The organism is Stenotrophomonas maltophilia (assembly GCF_006974125.1).
GTDB lineage: Bacteria > Pseudomonadota > Gammaproteobacteria > Xanthomonadales > Xanthomonadaceae > Stenotrophomonas > Stenotrophomonas maltophilia_O.
The window spans coordinates 3,477,225-3,496,661 of the sequence record NZ_CP037858.1; the positions used below are offsets into that span (position 1 = coordinate 3,477,225).

15 protein-coding genes and 2 pseudogenes are annotated in these 19,437 nt (G+C 67.2%); 10 read left to right on the forward strand and 7 right to left on the reverse strand.

Going from position 1 to position 19,437, the window contains the following annotated elements:
• Positions 1 to 94: 94 nt before the first annotated feature.
• The 4 genes from EZ304_RS15935 to EZ304_RS15950 all read left to right on the forward strand — a co-directional run bounded on the left by EZ304_RS15935 (position 95) and on the right by EZ304_RS15950 (position 5,046).
• Positions 95 to 1,759, forward strand: a complete 1,665-nt coding sequence (locus tag EZ304_RS15935) for a sensor domain-containing diguanylate cyclase (RefSeq protein WP_142807573.1) — start codon at positions 95 to 97, stop codon at positions 1,757 to 1,759.
• A gap of 34 nt (positions 1,760 to 1,793) precedes the next feature.
• Entirely contained in the window at positions 1,794 to 2,516 is a 723-nt protein-coding gene (locus EZ304_RS15940; protein WP_099551369.1) for a pseudouridine synthase, read from the forward strand.
• Positions 2,517 to 2,660: 144 nt separating this feature from the next.
• Positions 2,661 to 3,725, forward strand: a complete 1,065-nt coding sequence (locus EZ304_RS15945; RefSeq protein ID WP_099551368.1) for a sensor domain-containing diguanylate cyclase — start codon at positions 2,661 to 2,663, stop codon at positions 3,723 to 3,725.
• A 160-nt stretch (positions 3,726 to 3,885) separates the two neighbouring features.
• Positions 3,886 to 5,046 carry an AAA family ATPase gene (locus EZ304_RS15950; RefSeq protein ID WP_142808115.1) on the forward strand — a complete coding sequence of 387 codons (1,161 nt, stop codon included), beginning with the start codon at positions 3,886 to 3,888 and terminating at the stop codon, positions 5,044 to 5,046.
• A 45-nt stretch (positions 5,047 to 5,091) separates the two neighbouring features.
• On the opposite strand, the gene EZ304_RS15955 is transcribed toward EZ304_RS15950, so the two are convergent.
• Genes EZ304_RS15955 through EZ304_RS15965 form a run of 3 tightly spaced genes read right to left on the reverse strand, consistent with a single transcriptional unit; the run spans position 5,092 to position 7,332 of the window.
• Positions 5,092 to 6,039 carry a DMT family transporter gene (locus EZ304_RS15955; protein ID WP_032128349.1) on the reverse strand — a complete coding sequence of 316 codons (948 nt, stop codon included), beginning with the start codon at positions 6,037 to 6,039 and terminating at the stop codon, positions 5,092 to 5,094.
• 34 nt (positions 6,040 to 6,073) lie between these two features.
• Complete coding sequence (locus EZ304_RS15960; protein WP_142807575.1) at positions 6,074 to 6,892, reverse strand: DUF72 domain-containing protein; 819 nt, start codon at positions 6,890 to 6,892, stop codon at positions 6,074 to 6,076.
• Positions 6,889 to 7,332 carry a VOC family protein gene (locus EZ304_RS15965; RefSeq protein ID WP_099551366.1) on the reverse strand — a complete coding sequence of 148 codons (444 nt, stop codon included), beginning with the start codon at positions 7,330 to 7,332 and terminating at the stop codon, positions 6,889 to 6,891. The genes EZ304_RS15960 and EZ304_RS15965 overlap by 4 nt, the downstream gene beginning before the upstream one ends.
• Positions 7,333 to 7,442: 110 nt before the next feature.
• On the opposite strand from EZ304_RS15965, the gene EZ304_RS15970 reads away from it, so the two are divergent.
• The 3 genes and pseudogenes from EZ304_RS15970 to agp all read left to right on the forward strand — a co-directional run bounded on the left by EZ304_RS15970 (position 7,443) and on the right by agp (position 12,325).
• Positions 7,443 to 9,002 carry a serine hydrolase gene (locus EZ304_RS15970; RefSeq protein WP_142807576.1) on the forward strand — a complete coding sequence of 520 codons (1,560 nt, stop codon included), beginning with the start codon at positions 7,443 to 7,445 and terminating at the stop codon, positions 9,000 to 9,002.
• A gap of 199 nt (positions 9,003 to 9,201) precedes the next feature.
• Positions 9,202 to 11,034: pseudogene (gene smrA / locus EZ304_RS15975) on the forward strand (multidrug efflux ABC transporter SmrA).
• Positions 11,035 to 11,101: 67 nt separating this feature from the next.
• Entirely contained in the window at positions 11,102 to 12,325 is a 1,224-nt protein-coding gene (gene agp, locus EZ304_RS15980; protein ID WP_142807577.1) for a bifunctional glucose-1-phosphatase/inositol phosphatase, read from the forward strand.
• A 10-nt stretch (positions 12,326 to 12,335) separates the two neighbouring features.
• On the opposite strand, the gene EZ304_RS15985 is transcribed toward agp, so the two are convergent.
• Together EZ304_RS15985 and EZ304_RS15990 are read right to left on the reverse strand one after the other, a co-directional pair.
• Positions 12,336 to 13,337, reverse strand: a complete 1,002-nt coding sequence (locus tag EZ304_RS15985; RefSeq protein ID WP_142807578.1) for a polysaccharide lyase — start codon at positions 13,335 to 13,337, stop codon at positions 12,336 to 12,338.
• Between the two features lie 143 nt (positions 13,338 to 13,480).
• Positions 13,481 to 15,290, reverse strand: a pseudogene (locus tag EZ304_RS15990) (DUF885 domain-containing protein).
• A 112-nt stretch (positions 15,291 to 15,402) separates the two neighbouring features.
• Between EZ304_RS15990 and EZ304_RS15995 the strand changes: the two are divergent.
• Entirely contained in the window at positions 15,403 to 15,759 is a 357-nt protein-coding gene (locus EZ304_RS15995; protein WP_099551360.1) for a GFA family protein, read from the forward strand.
• 32 nt (positions 15,760 to 15,791) lie between these two features.
• Positions 15,792 to 16,571, forward strand: coding sequence for a DUF4349 domain-containing protein (locus tag EZ304_RS16000; protein WP_142808116.1), 780 nt, complete (start codon positions 15,792 to 15,794; stop codon positions 16,569 to 16,571).
• 31 nt (positions 16,572 to 16,602) lie between these two features.
• Here EZ304_RS16000 and EZ304_RS16005 read toward each other — a convergent pair whose 3' ends face one another.
• Together EZ304_RS16005 and EZ304_RS16010 are read right to left on the reverse strand one after the other, a co-directional pair.
• A complete protein-coding gene (locus EZ304_RS16005) occupies positions 16,603 to 16,896 on the reverse strand; it encodes a hypothetical protein (RefSeq protein WP_005408721.1) in 294 nt (97 codons plus the stop codon).
• Positions 16,897 to 16,964: 68 nt separating this feature from the next.
• Positions 16,965 to 17,909, reverse strand: a complete 945-nt coding sequence (locus tag EZ304_RS16010) for a LysR substrate-binding domain-containing protein (protein ID WP_099551359.1) — start codon at positions 17,907 to 17,909, stop codon at positions 16,965 to 16,967.
• A 115-nt stretch (positions 17,910 to 18,024) separates the two neighbouring features.
• On the opposite strand from EZ304_RS16010, the gene EZ304_RS16015 reads away from it, so the two are divergent.
• Entirely contained in the window at positions 18,025 to 18,897 is an 873-nt protein-coding gene (locus EZ304_RS16015; protein WP_049454681.1) for a DMT family transporter, read from the forward strand.
• Positions 18,898 to 19,437 lie beyond the last annotated feature (540 nt).

Here is a 19,437-nt window from a genome sequence, read left to right on the forward strand (position 1 = left end):
TTTGGTCTACACATGCGCGGCGTGCCCGGCTGCGATAATGCGCGCCAGGGGCGACGCGCAGTGGGCGCGGACGTAAGCAGGAACAGGACGTGGCGTGGGCGGCAGGCAGTGGCGGTATGGAACAGGAGCGGTGTTGGCCGTCCTGCTGGTGTGGTTGGCGTTGCCGTGGCCGCTTCTGGCTGCAGAGGCCGTGTCGGGCCGTGATTATCTTCTGGTCGGCGGTGCTACCGACGAGCCGACGCCGCACCGAGCGTGCACGCCGCAGATGCTGTCCGGCGCCCGCCAGCAGGCCGAGGTGCCCGCACCGCCCACTGGCTGGTCGGGCGAGCCGCAGGCACTGGATGTGTTCAACGTCTTTGCCGGTGAAGTGCGCGTCCAGCATGGCGACCGCGAAATCTGCGGCGACATGCATGATGCCCGTACCCGCGATTCGCGTTTCCGCGCAGGTATCGGCATGGTGGCCGTACCGCCGGCAGGCAGCCACGAGCCTTTCCTGGTTTCCTGGCAGACGCCGCTGAAAACACGCTGGGTACCGACCCTGCGGCTGGGCGCACCCAGCCCGGTGCAGCAGAACGATACCGCGCGCCTGCTGGTACGTGCCGCCTGCATCGCGGTCGCGATCGCGCTGGCGTTGTCGGCGCTGATGGCGTTCCTGACCACGCGCGACCGAAGCTTCCTGGTCTATATCGCCTGCACCACCGTACTGGTGTTGTGGCAGGCCATCCTCGGCGGGCTCAGTGGCTACCCGGAACCCTGGCTGCCGGTGGGGGAGCATGGCGCGAGGTGGCTGCTGTCGTTGACCGCGGCCTCGCAGGCGCTGGTGCTGCCGGCACTGTGGCGGCTGAACGGAGGCGACCGCGTGCTGCCTCGATCGCGCTCTGCGCAGCTGCTGGTGTTGTGGACCCTGATGGCGCTGGCCGCGCTGGTGCCGTGGCTGCGCTGGGAGCATCTGGCCTGGGTCGCACAGGGCCTGCAGGTGTCCTATCTGTCCGGGTGTGGCCTGGCACTGCTGGTCGGCCTGTGGGCACGCTGGCGCGGTGACCGTTGGGCGCAGGCGGGTCTGGCAGCGCTGGCACCGATGCTGGTACTGATCATCGCCGATGCCTGTGGTGCGGAGTGGCTGCTGGAATACCGGGTGGAGGCGCTGCAGCTGGCGGTGACCTGGTTGTTGATGATGGCTGCCTACGCCCTGAACCAGCGGCTTGGCCGCCTGCGCCAGCAGCGTGACGAGCTGCGCCAGCTGGCCGAGACCGATGGCCTGACCGGCCTGCCCAACCGTCGTGCCGGCCTGCAGCAGCTGGCGCGGCATCTGGAGCGTGTCAACCGTGAAGGAGGGCCGCTGGTGATCGGCTTCCTCGACATCGACCTGTTCAAGGACATCAACGACCGTCATGGCCACGCGGTGGGCGACCAGGTGCTGGTGGCCGTCGCGCGGGCCTTGCGCACGGCGGTGCGCAGCCAGGACGAAGTGGTACGGATGGGGGGCGAGGAGTTCCTGCTGCTGATGCCGGGCATGCCGCGTGAGGCGGCATCGGCGCGGCTGGACCGCCTTCGCCAGCGCATCACCGAGGCCGGCCTGGCGTTGCAGGTAGCGGGGCTGGAAGTGACGGCCAGCATCGGCCTGGCACAGTGGCGGCCGGGCGAGGATGACCTGGCGGCACTGCTGCGGCGGGCCGACCATGCCATGTACGTGGCCAAGCGCGCAGGCCGCAACCGTGTGTTCGACGGTGAAGAGCTCGATCCGCCCGGCCCGGCATGAGGCGCAGCGGGCGGCGATGCCGGATAATAGGGCGATGACCACCCGACTCAACAAACACATCGCCGACACCGGCTTCTGCTCCCGCCGCGAGGCCGATCGCCTGATCGCCGCCCGCCGCGTCACCGTCAACGGCCACCCGGCCGGCACCGGTGCGGTGGTGGGCGAAGAAGACCAGGTACTGGTCGACGGCCAGCCGCTGCGCGCCCGCGTCGCCCGCAAGCCCGGGACCCGCCGCCACGTCTACATCGCGCTGAACAAGCCGGTCGGCGTCACCTGCACCACCGAAACATCGGTCAAGGGCAACATTGTCGACTTCGTCGGCCACGAACAGCGCATCTTCCCGGTCGGCCGACTGGACAAGGAGTCCGAAGGCTTGATCCTGATGACCAGCAACGGCGACATCGTCAACCAGATCCTGCGCGCTGAGAACGGCCACCAGAAGGAGTACCTGGTGGCGGTGAACAAGCCGGTTACCGATGAATTCCTGCGTGGCATGGCGCGCGGCGTGCGCATCCACGATCAGATGACCCTGCCGTGCAAGACCTCGCGCATCGCCAAGTTCGGTTTCCGCATTACCCTGCAGCAGGGCCTGAACCGGCAGATCCGACTGATGGCCGCTGAATTCGGCTACCGCGTGACCCAGCTGCGCCGTGTGCGCATCGACAACATCAAGATCGGCGCGCTGAAGCCGGGCCAGTGGCGCAACCTGACCGAGCAGGAACTGCAGGGCCTGCTGCCGAAGCAGCTGGACTGGTAACGCGTGGTAGTGCCGGCCGCTGGCCGGCTGCACCAGTCATCGAATGACTGCGGGATGCCGGCCAGTGGCCGGCGCTACCTGTTGTGCGGTTTACGCACCGGCATCCGCTAGACTTGGCGGTGACCTGCCGGAACGTGACGCTGCATGATCAAGCCCGACAAGCCCGCCAACGAAGCCCTTCGGCTTGAGGCGCTGTACCGCTACCGCATCCTGGATTCGGAGCGTGAGAAATCCTTCGACGACCTGGTAGTGATCGCCAAGGCGGTCTGCGGCACTTCGATGGCGGCGGTGACCCTGATCGACGTCGAACGGCAATGGTTCAAGTCGATCCAGGGCATCGATGCGGCGGAGAACCTGCGCAGCGAATCGATGTGCGGCCACGCCATCCTGCAGCCGCAGGAAATCATGGTGGTGGAGGACGCGCTGCAGGACATCCGCTTCCACGACAACCCGGTGGTGACCGGCGATCCGCACATCCGCTTCTATGCCGGTGCGCCGCTGATCAGTTCAGATGGCCTGCCGCTGGGCACGCTATGCGTGTTCGACGCGCATCCGCAGCACCTGGCCAGCGACAAGGCCGAGGCGCTGGCTGCTCTGTCGCGGCAGGTGATGCTGGTGATGGAACTGCGCCGCTTCGCCCTCGACATCCAGAAGCACATGCTGGAGCGCGACGATTACGAGCGCCTGTTGTCGGAATACCAGGACGTACTGCTGGCGCAGAATGCCGACCTGGCCGCACAGAGCCGTACCGATGCCTTGACCGGCCTGCCCAACCGCCGTGCGATGGCGGCCGCGCTGGAAGAGGCGGTGGCCGGGAATCCGCCCAGTGCGGCCTGCGTGGCGCTGCTGGACATCGACCATTTCAAGCACATCAACGACTTCCAGGGTCACGCCACCGGCGACCGGGTACTGGCCGAACTGGGAGCGCTGCTGCGCTCGCACTTCGCCGGCCGCGGCATGGCCGCGCGTTATGGCGGCGAAGAGTTCGTGGCGGTGATGCCCGGTACCGATCTGCGCACCGCGGAGCTGCAATGCGAGTTCCTGCGCCTGGCGGTGGCCGACCTTCCGCTGGGTTTCCCGGTCACGATCAGTATCGGTGTCGCCCAGCACCTCACTGGCGAGAGCGTGGACGAGACCCTGGCACGTGCCGACAAGGCGCTGTACCGGGCCAAGGGCAATGGCCGCAACCGGGTGGAACGGGCCGACTGAATCGCCCCCCGTCGAATGGATGCGACGTGCGGATGATTCGATGCCACTCAGGCAGGCCCACGCCACGCGTGGATGCCGTTCCCGATTCAACACCGTCGCGTCGCAATCCCTGCGACCACGACCGGCCAGCATGGTGCATCTGTTCCCGCGGACGCCGACCATGCTGCAGACCCTGGCCATCGCCCACTACCGTTCACTGCATGGACTGGTGCTGCCGCTGCAGCCGTTGAATGTGGTCACCGGCGACAACGGCAGTGGAAAATCCAGCCTGTACCGCGCGCTGCGCCTGTTGGCGGAAACCGCGCAGGGCGGAGTGGCCGCAGTGCTGGCGCGCGAAGGTGGACTCGGCTCGGCGTTGTGGGCCGGCCCGGAAAAGATCGACCGCCGGGTCACGGCGGGCGACATTCCCCTGCAGGGTGGCCCGCGCCAGGAAGCGGTGGGCCTGAAGCTCGGCTTCGCCACTGACCAGTTCGGCTATGCGATCGACCTGGGCTATCCGCCGCCCAGCCGTTCAGCGTTCGCACTGGACCCGCAGATCAAGGCCGAGGCGATCTGGGCCGGGCCGTTCCTGCGCAGCGCAAACCTGCTGGTCGATCGCCGCGGGGCGATGGTGCGGCAACGCCTTGCGCACGGCTGGGATCGGGTCGACGACCGGCTGTCATCGTTCGACAGCCTGTTCACCCAGGTCGGCGATCCGCAGCGCATGCCGGAAACCATCGCCCTGCGTGAGTACATCCGTCGCTGGCGCTTCTACGATCATTTCCGCAGCGATGCCGATGCGCCGGCGCGGCAGCCGGCGATGGCCACGCGCACGCCGGTGCTGCATCACGACGGCCGCGATCTGGCGGCGGCCTGGGTGACCATCCTCGAGATCGGAGATCCGGTTGCCTTGGCACGCAGCGTGGACGATGCCTTCCCAGGTGCCACGATCGGCTTCGAGGAACTGGATGGCCGATTGGCCCTGCGCTTCCACCAGCCCGGGCTGCTGCGGCCCTTGTCGATGACCGAGCTGTCCGATGGCACCCTGCGTTTCCTGCTGCTGGCTGCCGCGCTGCACACACCGCGCCCGCCGCCGCTGCTGGTGCTCAATGAGCCGGAGACCAGCCTGCATCCAGACCTGCTGCCGGCGCTGGCGCGGCTGATCATCGCCGCCAGTGCACGCAGCCAGGTATGGGTGGTGTCTCACGCCAGCCGGCTGATCGCCGCGTTGGAGCAGGCACCGGGCTGCCACTCGCTGCACCTGCACAAGGAGCAGGGGCGCACGTTGTTGAGTGGGCAGGGGCTGCTGGATGCCCCTGCATGGCATTGGCCGCAGCGCTGAAACGTCGATCCACGCGCGGTAGATCCACGCCGTGCGTGGATGCACTCAATCGGCGATGTTGCGCGCCTCGGCCGTGCCAAGGATTTCCGGATGCTGCACCGGCTTGCGGCGATTGAGAAGCGGATGCAGGAACACGGCTCCGACGATGATCGCCACGCCCAGGTAGAACCATGGCGTGACCTCGTGCTGCTCGCGCAGCAGCACCACCGCCAGCACCACTGCGTAGACAGGTTCCAGGTTGGTCACCAGCTGTACGGTGTAGGCGCTCAGGTGGCGCAGCGCGACCAGGGCCAGGGCGAACGGCAGCAGCGTGCAGAACCCGGCCAGTACCAGCAGCAGGATGCCGTCGTGCAGGTCCGGAACCACCCACAGCGGGCTGGCCAGCGCCGGCAGCAGGTAGGGCATCAGCGGTGCCAGCAGGGTCAGGGTGAGGGTGCCGGCACCCAGCTCCAGCGCCGTGACCGTAAGCGGATCGGCGTGGCTGACCATGCGCTTGTTGAGCGAGCCGAACACCGCCACCAGCAATGCCGAGATCGCGCCGATCAATACACCCAGGCGCATGCCATCGGGCACGCCACCGACCACCAGCGCCACGCCCGGCAGTACTGCCAGGCCGAAGGCCAGTTCACGCAGCTGGAACGGCCGCTTGGCTACCCACGGTTCGATGATTGAAGTGAACACCGGCGCCAGCGCAATGCAGGTGGCGGCCACCGACGCATTGGCCAGCTTCACCGCACCGTAGAACGTCAGCCAGTGCAGGGCGACCAGCGCGCCGATGCCAGCGTAGCCGGCCACCAGCCGCAGGGGCAGGGTGCGCAGCCCGCGCCACACCCGTGGCAGCAGGGCCAGCATCGCCGTCACCAGCAGCATGCGCCACCAGACCAGCGGCAATGCGGGCAGGGTGATCAGCTTGCCGAGGATGGCGGTGACGCCCCACAGCAGGACACAGAAGTGGATCTGCCACAGCGCTTTGCGGGTGTCGGGTGTGCTCATCCGCCTATTGTGAGGCAAGGCGAACGTCGCAGCGCTACCCGCGTGTGGAATTGTTGCCCTGGTCAACCTGCCGCTGCAGCGCCATCGCTGCCGCCGGGTTGCGCGCCTTGCCTGCGCCGATGCACAGCAGGTAGACCTCGCGCGGGGTTTCAGGGGCGGGCGCTGCCAGGCAGGGCAGGTCGTCCACCGGCTCGCCGCGCGACCAGCGCCGGGCCCGTTCGGCCCAGCGCTGCTGCACGGGTGCCGGCAGGCCCTCGTTCAAACGTGCCTGGCTGCGCTTGATCCGTGCGTAGACGAAGCCGGCGCTGACATCGCCGTGCAGGGGTGCCTCGTCGCTGTCCTCGATCACCAGGGCCACGCCGTGCGCGCGCGCAGCGGTAACCAGTTCCGGGCCATGCGCCTCGGCATTGCGGACTTCCAGGGCGTGCTGCAGCGGCACGCCGTCCAGTTGCTTCGGCAGCTGCGCCATCAGCCGTTCCAGCGCTTCGGCGTCGGCCGGATGCCGTGGATCGAACTGCCACAGCAGCGGGCCCAGCCGGTCACCGAGCGCGAGTGCGGCCTGCAGGAACGGCGCCGCGGCATCCACCGTGCTGGACAGGTCGCGGCGCTGTACCAGGTAGCGCGGCGTCTTCAGCGAGAAGCGGAAGCCTTCAGGGGTCTGCGCGGCCCATTGCGCGCATTGCACTGCGGTCGGCGTGCGGTAGAAGGTGCCGTTGATCTCGATGCAGCGCAGCGCACGGCTGGCGTGTGCCAGCTCTTCCCGCTGCGGCAGGCCGGCGGGATAGAACACGCCGCCGCGCCATTCCGGAAACACCCAGCCGCCGATGCCGCAGCGGATCGCTCCTGCGGTCACTGGCCGTGGTCCGCGCGCCAGGGATCGTAGCTGCCGAACCACCACAGGTAGCCTTCCGGATCGGCGCAGGCATAGCCACGGCCGCCGTAGTCCTGGTCGGCGATGTCGATGACGATGCGTGCCCCGGCCGCCTTGGCCCGGGCGTAGTGCGCGTCGGCATCGGTGACGATCACGCAGGCACTCTGGGTCTGGCGGCCGCCCACCTCGTCCGGCATCGCGGCATGCTGGCTCCAGGCGCTTTCCTTGACGGCCGAGCCGAGCATGATCATGCCGTTGCCGAAGGTCAGCTGGGCGTGGAACACGGTATCGCCATCGGCATACACCGCCTGGGCATGAAAGCCGAAGGCGCGCTGCAGCCAGTCGATCGCCGCCTGCGCATCGCGGTAGCGCAGGCAAGGAATGATGGTGGATCCATTGCTCGGTTGGCCGTTCCCGTCCATGACACCCCTCCTATGGCACAGGCCAGCCTGCGCCGATGACCGTTACCATCGCGCGAACCCTTGATGACGGCCTGCACATGGCCGCCACCCCTGTTCGGAGATCGTGCTGGATGAAACCCTGGATTGGAGGAGCCGTGCTGCTGGCATGCACGACCATGGCAAGCGCGGGCACCCCGGCGCAACTGCAGGACCTGGATGCGACCGTCGAGCGCGTGCGCGCGCAGTTCGACGTGCCCGGCATCGCCGTGGCCGTGGTCAAGGACGGCCAGGTCGTGCTCGAGCGCGGTTGGGGCGTGCGTGAACAGGGCAGGCCGGAGCCGGTCCAGGCCGACACCCTGTTCGCCATTGCCTCCAATACCAAGGCGTTCACTGCAACCTCGCTGAACCTGCTGGCCGAGGACGGCAAGCTGAAGATGGACGACAAGGTGATCGACCACCTGCCGTCGTTCCGCATGTCCGATCCGTTCGTGACCGGGCAGATGACGATCCGCGACCTGCTGTCGCATCGCAGTGGCCTGAGCCTGGGCGCCGGTGACCTGCTGTTCTGGCCGACCACGTCCTACAGCAATGCCGAAGTGGTGGAGCGCCTGGGCAAGGTGCCGCTGAAGGGCGGTTTCCGCGAAAGCTATGCCTACGACAACATCCTGTACGCGGTCGCCCAGCAGGTGATCGAGCACGTTTCCGGCATGAGCTACCAGCAGTTCCTGCAGGCGCGCATCTTCGACAAGGTGGGCATGGCCGGCACGCGCTACAACGCCGATCACCTGAAGCCCGGTGACAAGGCCGCGGTCGGTCACGCCAAGTACGATTTCAAGGATCTGCGCACCGTTGCGCCGCTGACCTGGTCGAACAACGCAGGCGCCGGTGGCATCTATTCCAGCGCGCATGACATGGCGCGCTGGATGCAGGTGCAGCTGGCCGAAGGCAAGCTGGCCGATGGCACGCCGTTGTTCACCGAGAAGAGCCAGCAGCAGATGTGGCGGATGATCACGCCGCAGTCGATTCCGGCGCCGAGCGTGCCGGAGCTGGCACCGGCGCGGGCCAATTTCGCCGGCTATGGCGAGGGCTGGAGCCTGAGCGACTATCGCGGGCAGAAGCTGGTCTGGCATACCGGTGGCTGGCCGGGCATGGTCTCGCGGCTGACCCTGGTGCCGGGCGAGAAGCTGGGCGTGGTGGTGCTGACCAACCAGGAGGTGGGTGCGGCGTTCAACGCGATCACCCTGAGCGTGCTTGACGCCTACCTGGGCGGAGAAAAGCACGATTGGGTGGATGCCTATGCCAAGGCCGTGGCCAAGGGCCAGGACAAGGCCGACGAGGCCTGGGCCAAGCACCAGATCGCGCGCGACAAGGGCAGCAGGCCGTCGCTGGCGCTGGCCGGCTACACCGGCACCTTCCGTGACCGCTGGTACGGTGATATGCAGGTCAGCAGCGAGGGCAAGGGCCTGCGCCTGCGCTTTGCCAAGACCGCGCAGCTGAGCGGGCGCCTGGAGCACTGGCAGCACGACACCTTCATCGTGCGCTGGGACGACCGTTCGCTCAACGCCGACGCATTCGTGAACTTCAGCCTGGACCCGGATGGCAAGGTGCGCGAGGTGCGCATGCAGCCGATTTCCGACCTGACCGATTTCAGTTTCGATTTCCAGGACCTGCTGTTCACTCCGGTGAAGTGACGCCGCCGGACGTGGCCCGGCGCCAACGTTTGACGAATCCGATGGATAGTGCCGGCCGCTGGCCGGCAACCTCATGTTCCCCGGATGCGTCGCAAGGGTGCCGGCCAGCGGCCGGCACTACCGGAGCCGCGGCGATCGTCGGCCGGTGTACACATGCGGCGTGGGATACTCCGCCGGCTAATGATGGCGAGGGAATGCGATGTTCCGTTGGTTTGAATCCCTGATCCCGGTGTTCCCGCCCGTGGATGGGCGCATGCCACCGCGCAAGGTGCTGCCGTTCTACCTGCACTACCTGCGCCCGGTCTGGCCGGTGCTGCTGGCCACGCTTGTCGCCGGCCTGCTGCTGGCGCTGGTGGAAGTGGCGATGTTCGACTACCTGGGCCGCATCGTCGACATGGTCGCCGAGCAGCCGGGCGCCGACTTCTTCAAGCGCCACGCCAATGAACTGGGCTGGATGCTGTTCATCACGGTCATCGCGCGGCCGATCCTGGTCGGCCTGCACAACCTGCTGGTCAACCAGGCCATCGTGCCAGGCCTGAGCAACCGCTCGCGCTGGCTGATGCACAACTACGTGGTGCGGCAGAGCCTGAGTTTCTTCCAGAACGATTTCGCCGGCAGCGTCGCCAACCGGGTGATGCAGACCGGTACGTCGCTGCGCGAATCGGCGGTGCAGATGGTCGATTCGCTCTGGTACATCGTGGTCTACACCGGCACCGCGCTGTACCTGTTCGCGCAGGCCGACTAGCGGCTGATGGTGCCGTTGATCCTGTGGCTGCTGGCCTATGCGGTGATCCTGTTCTACTTCGTTCCGCGCGCGAAGGAACGGGCATGGATCGCCTCCGAAGCACGTTCGAAGGCGATGGGCCGCATCGTCGATGGCTACACCAACATTCCCACGCTGAAGCTGTTCGCCCATGGTGGGCGCGAGCAGGCCTACGTGGCCGAGTCGATCCAGGAACTGGCGGTCAAGCACCGCGCGCAGACCCGCATCACCACCGGCATGGACCTGACCATCGCCATCGTCAACGGCTTCCTGATTGCCGGCACCTGTGGGCTGGCGCTGTGGTTGTGGAATGGCGGGCACATCACCGTCGGCGCGATCACGCTGGCGACCGGCCTGGTCATCCGCATCCACAACATGTCCGGCTGGATCATGTGGACCATCAACGGCATCTTCGAGGACATCGGCACGGTGCAGGATGGCATCACCACCATCGCCCAGCCGCTGACCGTGCAGGATCGCGAGGATGCGGTGCCGTTGCAGGTGACCCGTGGCGGCGTGCACTTCCAGGACATCCATTTCCACTACGGCAAGAAGGGCGGCGTGATCGCCGGCCTGGACCTGGTGGTGAAACCGGGCGAGAAGATCGGCCTGGTGGGCCCCTCCGGTGCCGGCAAGTCGACCCTGGTCAACGTACTGCTGCGCCTGTACGACCTGGAGAGCGGCCGCATCCTGATCGACGACCAGGACATTGCCTACGTCACCCAGGACAGCCTGCGCCAGCAGATCGGCGTGGTCACCCAGGACACCTCGCTGCTGCATCGCTCGATCCGCGACAACCTGCTGTACGGCCGTCCGGACGCGACCGATGAGCAGCTGCGCGCAGCAGTAGCCAAAGCACGTGCCGAAGCCTTCATCGATACGCTGGTGGACGGGCAGGGGCGTCGTGGCTACGACGCGCATGTCGGCGAGCGCGGCGTGAAGCTGTCCGGTGGCCAGCGCCAGCGCATCGCCATTGCCCGCGTGCTGCTGAAGGACGCACCGATCCTGGTGCTGGACGAAGCCACCTCGGCGCTGGATTCGGAAGTGGAAGCGGCGATCCAGGACAGCCTGGACGAACTGATGGGTGGCAAGACGGTGATCGCGATCGCGCACCGGTTGTCGACCATCGCGCGCATGGACCGGCTGGTGGTGATGGACCAGGGCCGCATCGTCGAAACCGGCAGCCATGCGGAGCTGATTGCGGCCGGTGGACTGTACGCACGGTTGTGGGCGCGGCAGACCGGTGGTTTCGTGGCTGCCGATCAATGATGGGATCGGGGTCGGATCCCTTTCCGCAGGAAAGGGCTCTGACCCCAGCGTGCTTCTGGAGACCTGCATGATCCTCCCCCTGCGCTCCCTGTTGCTGGCGCTCGCGCTGGCCATGAGCACTGCAACCGCGATGGCCGCACCCGCCGCAGGCGAGCAGCTTGAGCAGGTCATCCTGCTCAGCCGCCATAACCTGCGCGCGCCGGTGGTGGCCTCCGGCGCGCTCGCCAACGCGACACCCGAGACCTGGCCGCGCTGGGAGGTGGCACCGGGCGAGCTGACCACCAAGGGCGGCGTGCTGGAGGTCTACATGGGCCGTTACATCGGCCAGTGGCTGCGCCAGGCGCGACTGTTGCCGGCGTCGGGTTGCCCGCAGCCCGCTGACTTCCACGCCCATGCCAACAGCCTGCAACGTACCCAGGCCACGGCGCAGTTCTTCGTTGCCGGTGCCTTCCCGGGCTGCCACGTTGCGATCGAGCAGCGCATGCCGCTGGGCACGATGGATCCCTTGTTCAATCCGGTAATCCTCAACAGAGACACGGTCTTCCGCGAGCGCGCGCTGTCGGCAATGCAGCAAGCGCTGACCGACGTGGACATGGCACCGGCACTGTCCGTGGTGGAGCAGATCACCCGCTACCCGGAGTCGGCGGCGTGTACCGGCCGCGGCGACTGCCATCTGACGCTGGCCGATATCACCTTCAGTGCGGAGCCGGGCAACGAGCCTCGCGCTTCGGGTTCACTGGCGCTGGCCAGCGGGGTGGTGGATGCGCTGCTGATGGAGCACTACCAGGGAAGTGGCATTCCGCGCGAAGGCTGGGGCCGCTTGAACAACGAGACGCAATGGCAGGCGCTGGCGCAGATCCGCAATCGCTACCAGGACATCCTGTTCGGTACTCCTGAAGTTGCTCGTGATGTGGCCGCGCCGCTGCTGGCAAGAGTAGAAGCGCTGTTCAAGGAACCGGCGTCACCGAAGGTGACCCTGCTGGTCGGCCACGACTCCAACATCGGCTCCGTGCTGGCCGCGTTGGGAATCGCTGACTACACGCTGCCGGGCCAGTACGAGAAGACGCCGATCGGAGGCCTGCTGCAGTTCGAGCGCTGGCGCGAGCGTCGCAGTGGCCTGGAGCGTTTCCGCGTGTCCTACGTCTATCCCACCACCGGGCAACTGCGCGATGCGCTGCCGCTGACCGAGGCGCAGCCGCCGGGGCACGTCGCACTGCCGTTGCCGGGCTGCGACCGGCTGGGCTGCAGCCGTGCGCAGTTGCAGCAGCTGCTGCAGCGGGCCCGTCACTGAAACAGAGCTGCTATCGCAGCGGCGTGCGCACGATGCCATGGGTGGCCATCAGCGTAAGGTCGCCCCCCAGCCGTGGCGAGTGGAACGGGCCGCGTGCATGCGCGGCATCGAACAGACCGCCATCGGGTGATCGCAACCGGTAGAACTCGACCCAGCCGCTCGGTCTGCGGAGCGGCAGCTGTGCAACGCCGGTGTGTTGGTTGAACCATGCAGGGTCCTTGCTGCCTTCGATGACGCGACGGGCAAGGTGGTCGATGGCGTGATCCCTGCTGGCATACCAGTCCTGCCCGCGTAGCCGCGCCAGTTCGGCCATCATCACCAGTGGCGCCAGTGCGTAGTCGTGGTAGTGCAGGGCACGCTGCCCGCGGGCCATTTCCAGCGGCAGGCTGCCATCGTCCTGGACGTCATCGATGCCTTTCTGGAAGGCGGCGTGGCCGGCCTGCCACAGGGCGTCGTCGTCGGTGGCCAGGCCGGTCGCCAGCACGCCCAGGCCGCCCCAGTAGTAGTGGTTGTTGCGGCGCCGTTTCGGGTTGTCCCAGTAGGCCAGGTTGGCGCGTGCCAGCTGTTGCAGCCACGGATCGATGCGTGCGCGCTGCTGCGGGTCGGCCTGGTCGTGCACTTTCAGGTAGGCCATCGCCACGGCATCGAGCATCCACTGCCGCATGTAGAACGACTGGTCGTTGTTGACCCGGATCATCTGCCCGAGCATCGCGCCTCCGTCTGCCCATGCACCCAGCCATGCCAGCGTGCATTGCGCCGCTGCCGGGTCACCGTTGCGCAGATAGTCGTCGCTCATGCGCGCCACGTCGGCGGCATAGCGGTCCAGCGGCGCAGTGGCGTCCTTGTTCTGCTGTTGCAGTGCCGGGTCGATCACCGAGCCGGCCTGGTCGGTGTAGTAGCCCAGGGCACGGATGTCGGGCTGGCCGGGCGGTGGTGGAGGGCAGGCGGCGAAGGCACAGGCGCTGGCCAGCAGCGTGGGCAGCAGTGCAAGACGGAGCAGAGGGAGAGACATGGACGCTGGTGGAAGGGAGAACCCGGCGAACGATGCGCCCGTGCATGTTGCCGGTGCGTGATGCAGCCGCGGCTCCCGCCACCGCATGTAGAAACGGCCCGGGTTTGCCCGGGCCGTTCCGTTTGCAACTTACACCACCCCGATCATTCGATCGGCTGGTCCAGCATCAGCTGGCGGGCGAAACGTACCGGCGGTGCGCCGTAGGACAGCATCTGGTCGTGGTAGGCCTTCAGGTTGAACTTGTCGCCCAGCTTCTCCTGCACCGCCTTGCGGGTGTCGAAGTGTTCCTGCGCACCGACGAAGTAGGTCGGCAGCTGCGCCGACGTCAGCTGTGCGCGCACCCACTTGCCCGAGGCTTCGCTTTCCTGCTGGAACGCGTCGTGGGTCATCAGGTGCATCGCCTTCTCGCGATCCCAGTTGTCCACGTGCACGCCCTGGTCGAGGATCGCGTTGGAGATCGTGCGCAGGTAGAACTTCAGCTGTACCAGGTGGAACAACGGGTCGTTGTTGAGGTAGCCCTGCTCCTGCATCATGCGCTCGGTGTAGACCGCCCAGCCTTCGGCGAACAGGCCCGAACGCAGCACCGCACGCAGGGTGGAGGGGAACTTGGCCGAGTGCCAGCCCTCCAGGTAGTGGCCCGGGGTGCCTTCGTGGATGCTGAGCAGGTGGATCATGCGCGAGTTGTATTCACGCAGGAACGAGTCGACCTGCTTGTCGTTCCAGTCGTCCGGAATCGGCGACACGGCGTAGAAGGTCTTCAGGTTCTTGTCCAGCGGGCCCGGCGAATCGCAGTAGGCCACGGCCACGCCACGCTGGAATTCCGGCATCAGGATGATGTCCACCGGTGCGTCGGGCAGGGTCATCAGGTCGTGCTCGCGCACGAACGCAGTGGACTGGTCCAGCGCGGCCTTGGCATCGTCGACGACCTTGTCGCGTGCCGGCTTGTCGGCGTAGGCCAGTTCCAGCGCGGCCTCGATCGCCTTCTGCTGCTGCTCGTCGGTCGGCTGGGCCGGCATCTCCGGCGCACCCGGCTTGTCCTTCAGCACGGTCTGCGCGATGCCGTACATGTCCTCGCGCACGCGCTTGAGTTCGGCACGCGCGCGCTCACCGATCTCCTGGCGCGACAGCGAGGAGCTCAGCGCGAACTTCAGCTTCTGGTCGTACTTTTCCGCACCGATGCGGAAGTCGCCCTTGGCATTCGGCACCAGGGTCTTGTCCAGCCAGGTCTGCTGCTCGTCCACGGCCTTCTTCAGGCCGTCGATGGCGGCCTGCAGGCGCTGCTGGTCGGCCTGCGGCAGTTCGCCGATGTGGGGGGGTGATGAAGGTATCGACGATGCTGAGGATGCCCTTGTTCTGCTTGGCCACCGTCTCGGCATGGATCTTCGGTACGCGGGCCGGATCCAGGTTCTCGCGGGCCTGGGCGAAGATCGCCGGCAGCTTCTCCATGCGTGCGGTGGCTGACTTCAGGCGCTCCGGCAGCGGTGCGAATTCACGCGCCATCAGGCCGTAGATCGCGCTGCCGGCGATGCCGTTGTACAGCTGCGGGTCCCACTTGCCGGACTGCAGCACTTCGGCGTTCCAGATTTCCGACTGCAGCTGGTTGCGCAGGATCGCCGCGTCCACCTGGTTCTCGCGGCCCAGCTTGGCCACTTCGATCTTGTCCAGCTCGCCCAGCAGTGCCTTGTAGGCGGCCACGGTCTTCTGCTGGCCGGCGGCGCTGAGGTCGTCCAGCTCGCTGTCGTAGCGATGGTCACCGATCTGGGTGGCGCTGACCGGCGACAGCTGCATCCAGGTGTCCAGGGCGCGCTTGGACAGATCGGCGAAGGCGGCATCGACCGCCGCGTCACCGGCCTGCTGGCTGGCGGCCGGGGTGGAACCGTTGGTCGGGGCGTCGGCCGGCTGGCAACCGGCGAGGGCGGCGACCAGGGCGAGGGCAAGAAGATGCGGGCGCATCGGCGTTCCTGTACAGGGTCAAACCCCGAGCATAGGGCGCCGGAGCTGCTTTGTCCCCGTGCCATAGGATTACCATGGGCGCAGACACGGACCCTCCAGCGGAGCACAGGACATGGAATACCAGGGAAGCTGCCATTGCGGCAGGATCGCATTCACCGTACAGGCCGAGGCGCCGATCAGCGACGTCATCGACTGCAACTGCTCGATGTGCCGTCGCCGCGGCAGCCTGCTGTGGTTCGCCCCGCGCGAAGCGTTCCAGCTGAGCACCGATCCGGCGGACGTGGCCACCTACCACTTCAACAAGGCCCATATCGATCATCACCATTGCCGCGAATGCGGCATTGCCCCCTACAGCGAGGCGGTGGATCCGCGCAGCGGTACACCGATGGTGGCGGTGAACGTGCGCTGCGTGCCGCAGGTGGATCTGGCCGGTCTTTCGGTGACCTCCTACAACGGAGCCGCGCTGTGAGGCCGCTGCGCGCGTGGACGCGCACGCTGGCCATGCCGGTGCTGCTGCTGGCGCTGGGCGCCTGCGCCAAGCAGGGCGACATGGCGGCGGATGCGGGCGCCACGGCGGCCGAGGCTGCCATCGCTTCACCGGAAGGCGCGTTCCTTGCCTACGAACACGATGTGCAGGTGCAGCTGGAGGCGGCGCAGATCGCACCGCGCATCCAGCAGATCGCCCAGGCGTGCCAGAGCGCGAAGTTCGGCGATTGTGCGGTGCTGCAGGTCGATCAGCGCAGTGGCGAGCAGCCCAGCGGCGAGGTCAAGGTGCGGATTGCACCGAAGGGCACCGAGCCGCTGATCGCGATGGCCGGTGAGGGCGGCACGCTGCAGTCACGCAACACGCGTGCCGAGGACCTCGCGCAGGCCGTGGCCGACACCGCGCTGACCAAGGCGCGGCTGGAGAAGGAACACGCGCGGCTGCTGTCCTACCAGGATCGCAAGGACCTGAAGATCGAAGACCTGATGGCGATCACTACACGGCTGTCGGAGATCGAGGCCGGTGTCGAGCAGGCCAACAAGGATGCAGCGCAGCAGCGTCGGCGCATCGATACCCAGCTGGTGACGATCCACTTCGACACCACCTCGGGCCAGCGCAGCCGCAGCGAGATCGGCGAGGCGCTGAGCGAGTCGGGCGGCATCCTCAGCACCAGCATTGCGTTCCTGATCCGCGCCGCCGCAGCGCTGCTGCCGGTGGCGGTGCTCGCCTTGATCGCGGCCTGGGGTGTGCGGGCGTGGTTGCGCCGCCGCCGTCGCAAGCTGCCGCCCAACCTCTGAGGTGAAGGCTGATGCCGGCAGCCGGCCGGCATCAGCCCTCGTCGGTCTCGTACTCGACGAACACATCCAGCTCCAGCGCCAGTTCCTGCACGGCATCGCGCACCTTCTGCGCGGTGCTTTCATTGCCGACTTCCACTTCCAGTTCGTGGATGCCCGGGCCGATGTCGTCGGACAGCCCGGCCGAACTGGAGTCGTCGTCGTCCATGTGCGGCATCAGGTCGTCGGTTTCCTCGACATGCTCGATGCCTTCCAGGCCGAGCAGTAGATCGCTGATGGCGCGGGCGTCGTCTTCGGTTCCGGTGATGCGCAGTCGCAGCATGGCCATGGCATAGGTACGTTGTGGGTTCGCCAGCAGCCTAGCCAGCGTGAAGAAAAGAGCGGGTGAGGGCGCAGTCAGCCGCGCGTGGCAGGGCGCCCCAACAGACTGTCCGGCAGCGCGGGAATCGGCGTGCGCTCGTCCTGCGCCTGCTCCAGCAACCAGTCGATGAACAGGCGTGCCGCAGGGCTCGGCGGCTGCCCTTCGGCATGCACCACGTAGTAGGCGTAGCGGGCCTTCAGCGCAGGGCCGGGCAGGCGCACCACTTCATAGCGCTGCAGGTAGGGCTGGGCGACGTGGGTGCGCGCCAGCACCGCGCCCATGCCATACACCGCTGCACGCATCGCATCGGTGCTGTCGGCGAAGGTGTGCATCGGCGGCAGCGGCGACGGCGGGCGTACACCGGCGTGGCGGAACCAGTCACGCCAGCCCTGCGGTGACAGATCGGTCAGCAGCGGCAATCCAGCGATGCGCGCCGGGTCGTCCAGGATTTCGACGCCGGCGAGCGCGGGTGAGGCTACGGGGAACAGATAGTCGTCCATCAGATGCTGCGCGCGCAGGCCCGGCCATTGCCCCAGCCCGTAGCGGATGCCGACTTCGGGGCCGTTGTCGTCGTAGCGATCCAGCCCGCTGCCGGTATGCAGTTCGATGCGGATATGCGGATGCGCCTGGGTGAAGCGCGGCAGGCGTGGCAACAGCCAGCAGTAGGACAGCGAGCGCAGGGTGGTGATCCGCAGCGGTACGCTGTCGGCATCGGGGTGCAGATGGTGGGCAACCGCTGCGACGTCGGTGAACGCAGCGCTGGCGGCGTCGGCCAGCTGTCGGCCTTCGGCGGTCAGGCGCACGCCGCGGGCGTGGCGCAGGAACAGGCGTACTTCCAGCACTTCTTCCAGACGGCGCACATGGTGGCTGACCGCGCTGGCGGTCAGGTGCAGTTCCTGAGCGGCCTGGGCGAAGTTCTGGTGGCGTGCGGCGACCGCGAACACGGCCAGTGCGGGGAGCAGGGAAGGGCGTAGCTGCATGTCGAGCCTCAAACCATATTTGTGGCTGGCAGCGATACTACGCGCTTGTGTGGCGGGCGTCTGCGCCTGATCCTGTCTGCCTTGGCACGAAACAGACGATGGACGGAGGCACGGCATGAATGCGGTCCCACAGGCGGCCGAGCGCGACTGGCGCACGCCGCTGGAATTGACCCTGCTGGGCGCCATCTGGGGCTGCTCGTTCCTGTTCATGCGGGTGGCGGTGCCGTCGTTCGGCCCGTTCGCGCTGGTCGAGGTACGGCTGGTGCTGGGAGCGCTGGTGCTGCTGCCGTTCCTGTGGCGTGCCCGCGCGCAGTTCCCGCCGCGGCGCTGGCTGTGGCTTGCACCGATCGGCCTGATCAACTCGGCGCTGCCGTTCGTGCTGTTTGCCTATGCCGCCGAACAGGCGCCGGCCGCGATCGGTGCGATCTGCAATGCGATGACGGTGCTGTTCGCCGCGCTGATCGCTTTCCTGTTCTTCGGTGAAAAGATCGGCATGCGCCGTGCCGGTGCGCTGCTGGTCGGCTTTGCCGGCGTGGTGGTGCTGGCCACCGCCAAGGTCTCGGGCCTGAGCATCGGCACCGCGGTGCTGGCCGGCGCGGCGGCTTCGCTGCTGTACGGCCTGGGCGTGAACCTGGTGAAGCGGCACATGACCGGCCTGCCGTCGGCCGCGGCTGCGGCAGCCACGCTGTCGTGTGCCTCGCTGTGGATGCTGCCGATGGCGGTGAGCCACTGGCCGCAGGCGGCGATTCCGCTGAAGGCCTGGGGCGCGGCGATCGCCTTGGGCGTAGCCTGCACCGGGCTGGCGTTCCTGATGTTCTACCGCCTGATCGGCCGCATCGGCCCGTCACGCGCGTCGACGGTGACCTACCTGATTCCGCTGTTTGGTGCGGCGTTTGCGTGGTTGTTCCTGGGTGAGGCGGTGACGGTGCAGATGCTGATTGCCGGTGTGCTGATTCTGGGTAGCGTGGCGGTGAGTCAGAAGGGCTGAGGAATTGGCGTTTTGCGCGTTGCGCGTGCTGAAGGTGCTTCACTGTTCATGGGCGTTACTTTTCTTTGTACGCAAAGAAAAGTAACCAAAAGAAACGTTCCGCCGGCCGCGAGCCGGTGCTGCGCACCGGTGCCCTGCGCTCCTCGGCCCGTCGAGGGACGGCGCGGGAACTCGCTGCGCTCAGACACCCGCGCCTCTTCGCCCTCGCCGGACCTGCGGTGCTCGGCTCGCTCAAGGCGGATCCAAGATCAAAGGCAGAAGCGGTCGCTTCGCTCGCCGGGCCCGGCCCGGCCCGGCACTACCATGCATCGTCGTGCAGCTGTGGCTCTTGACCTTGGGTCCGCCTTGAGTGAGCCGAGCATCGCAGGGGAATCAGGGGCGAAGAGGTGCAGATGTCTGAGCGCAGCGAGTTCGGCACCGTCCCCTGATTCACCGAGAAGCGCAGGGGACCGACGTGCGAAGCACGGCGGCTCGCGACCTGGCGGCGCGTTTCTTTTGGTTACTTTTCTTTTCGCGCGAAAAGAAAAGTGACGTCCATGA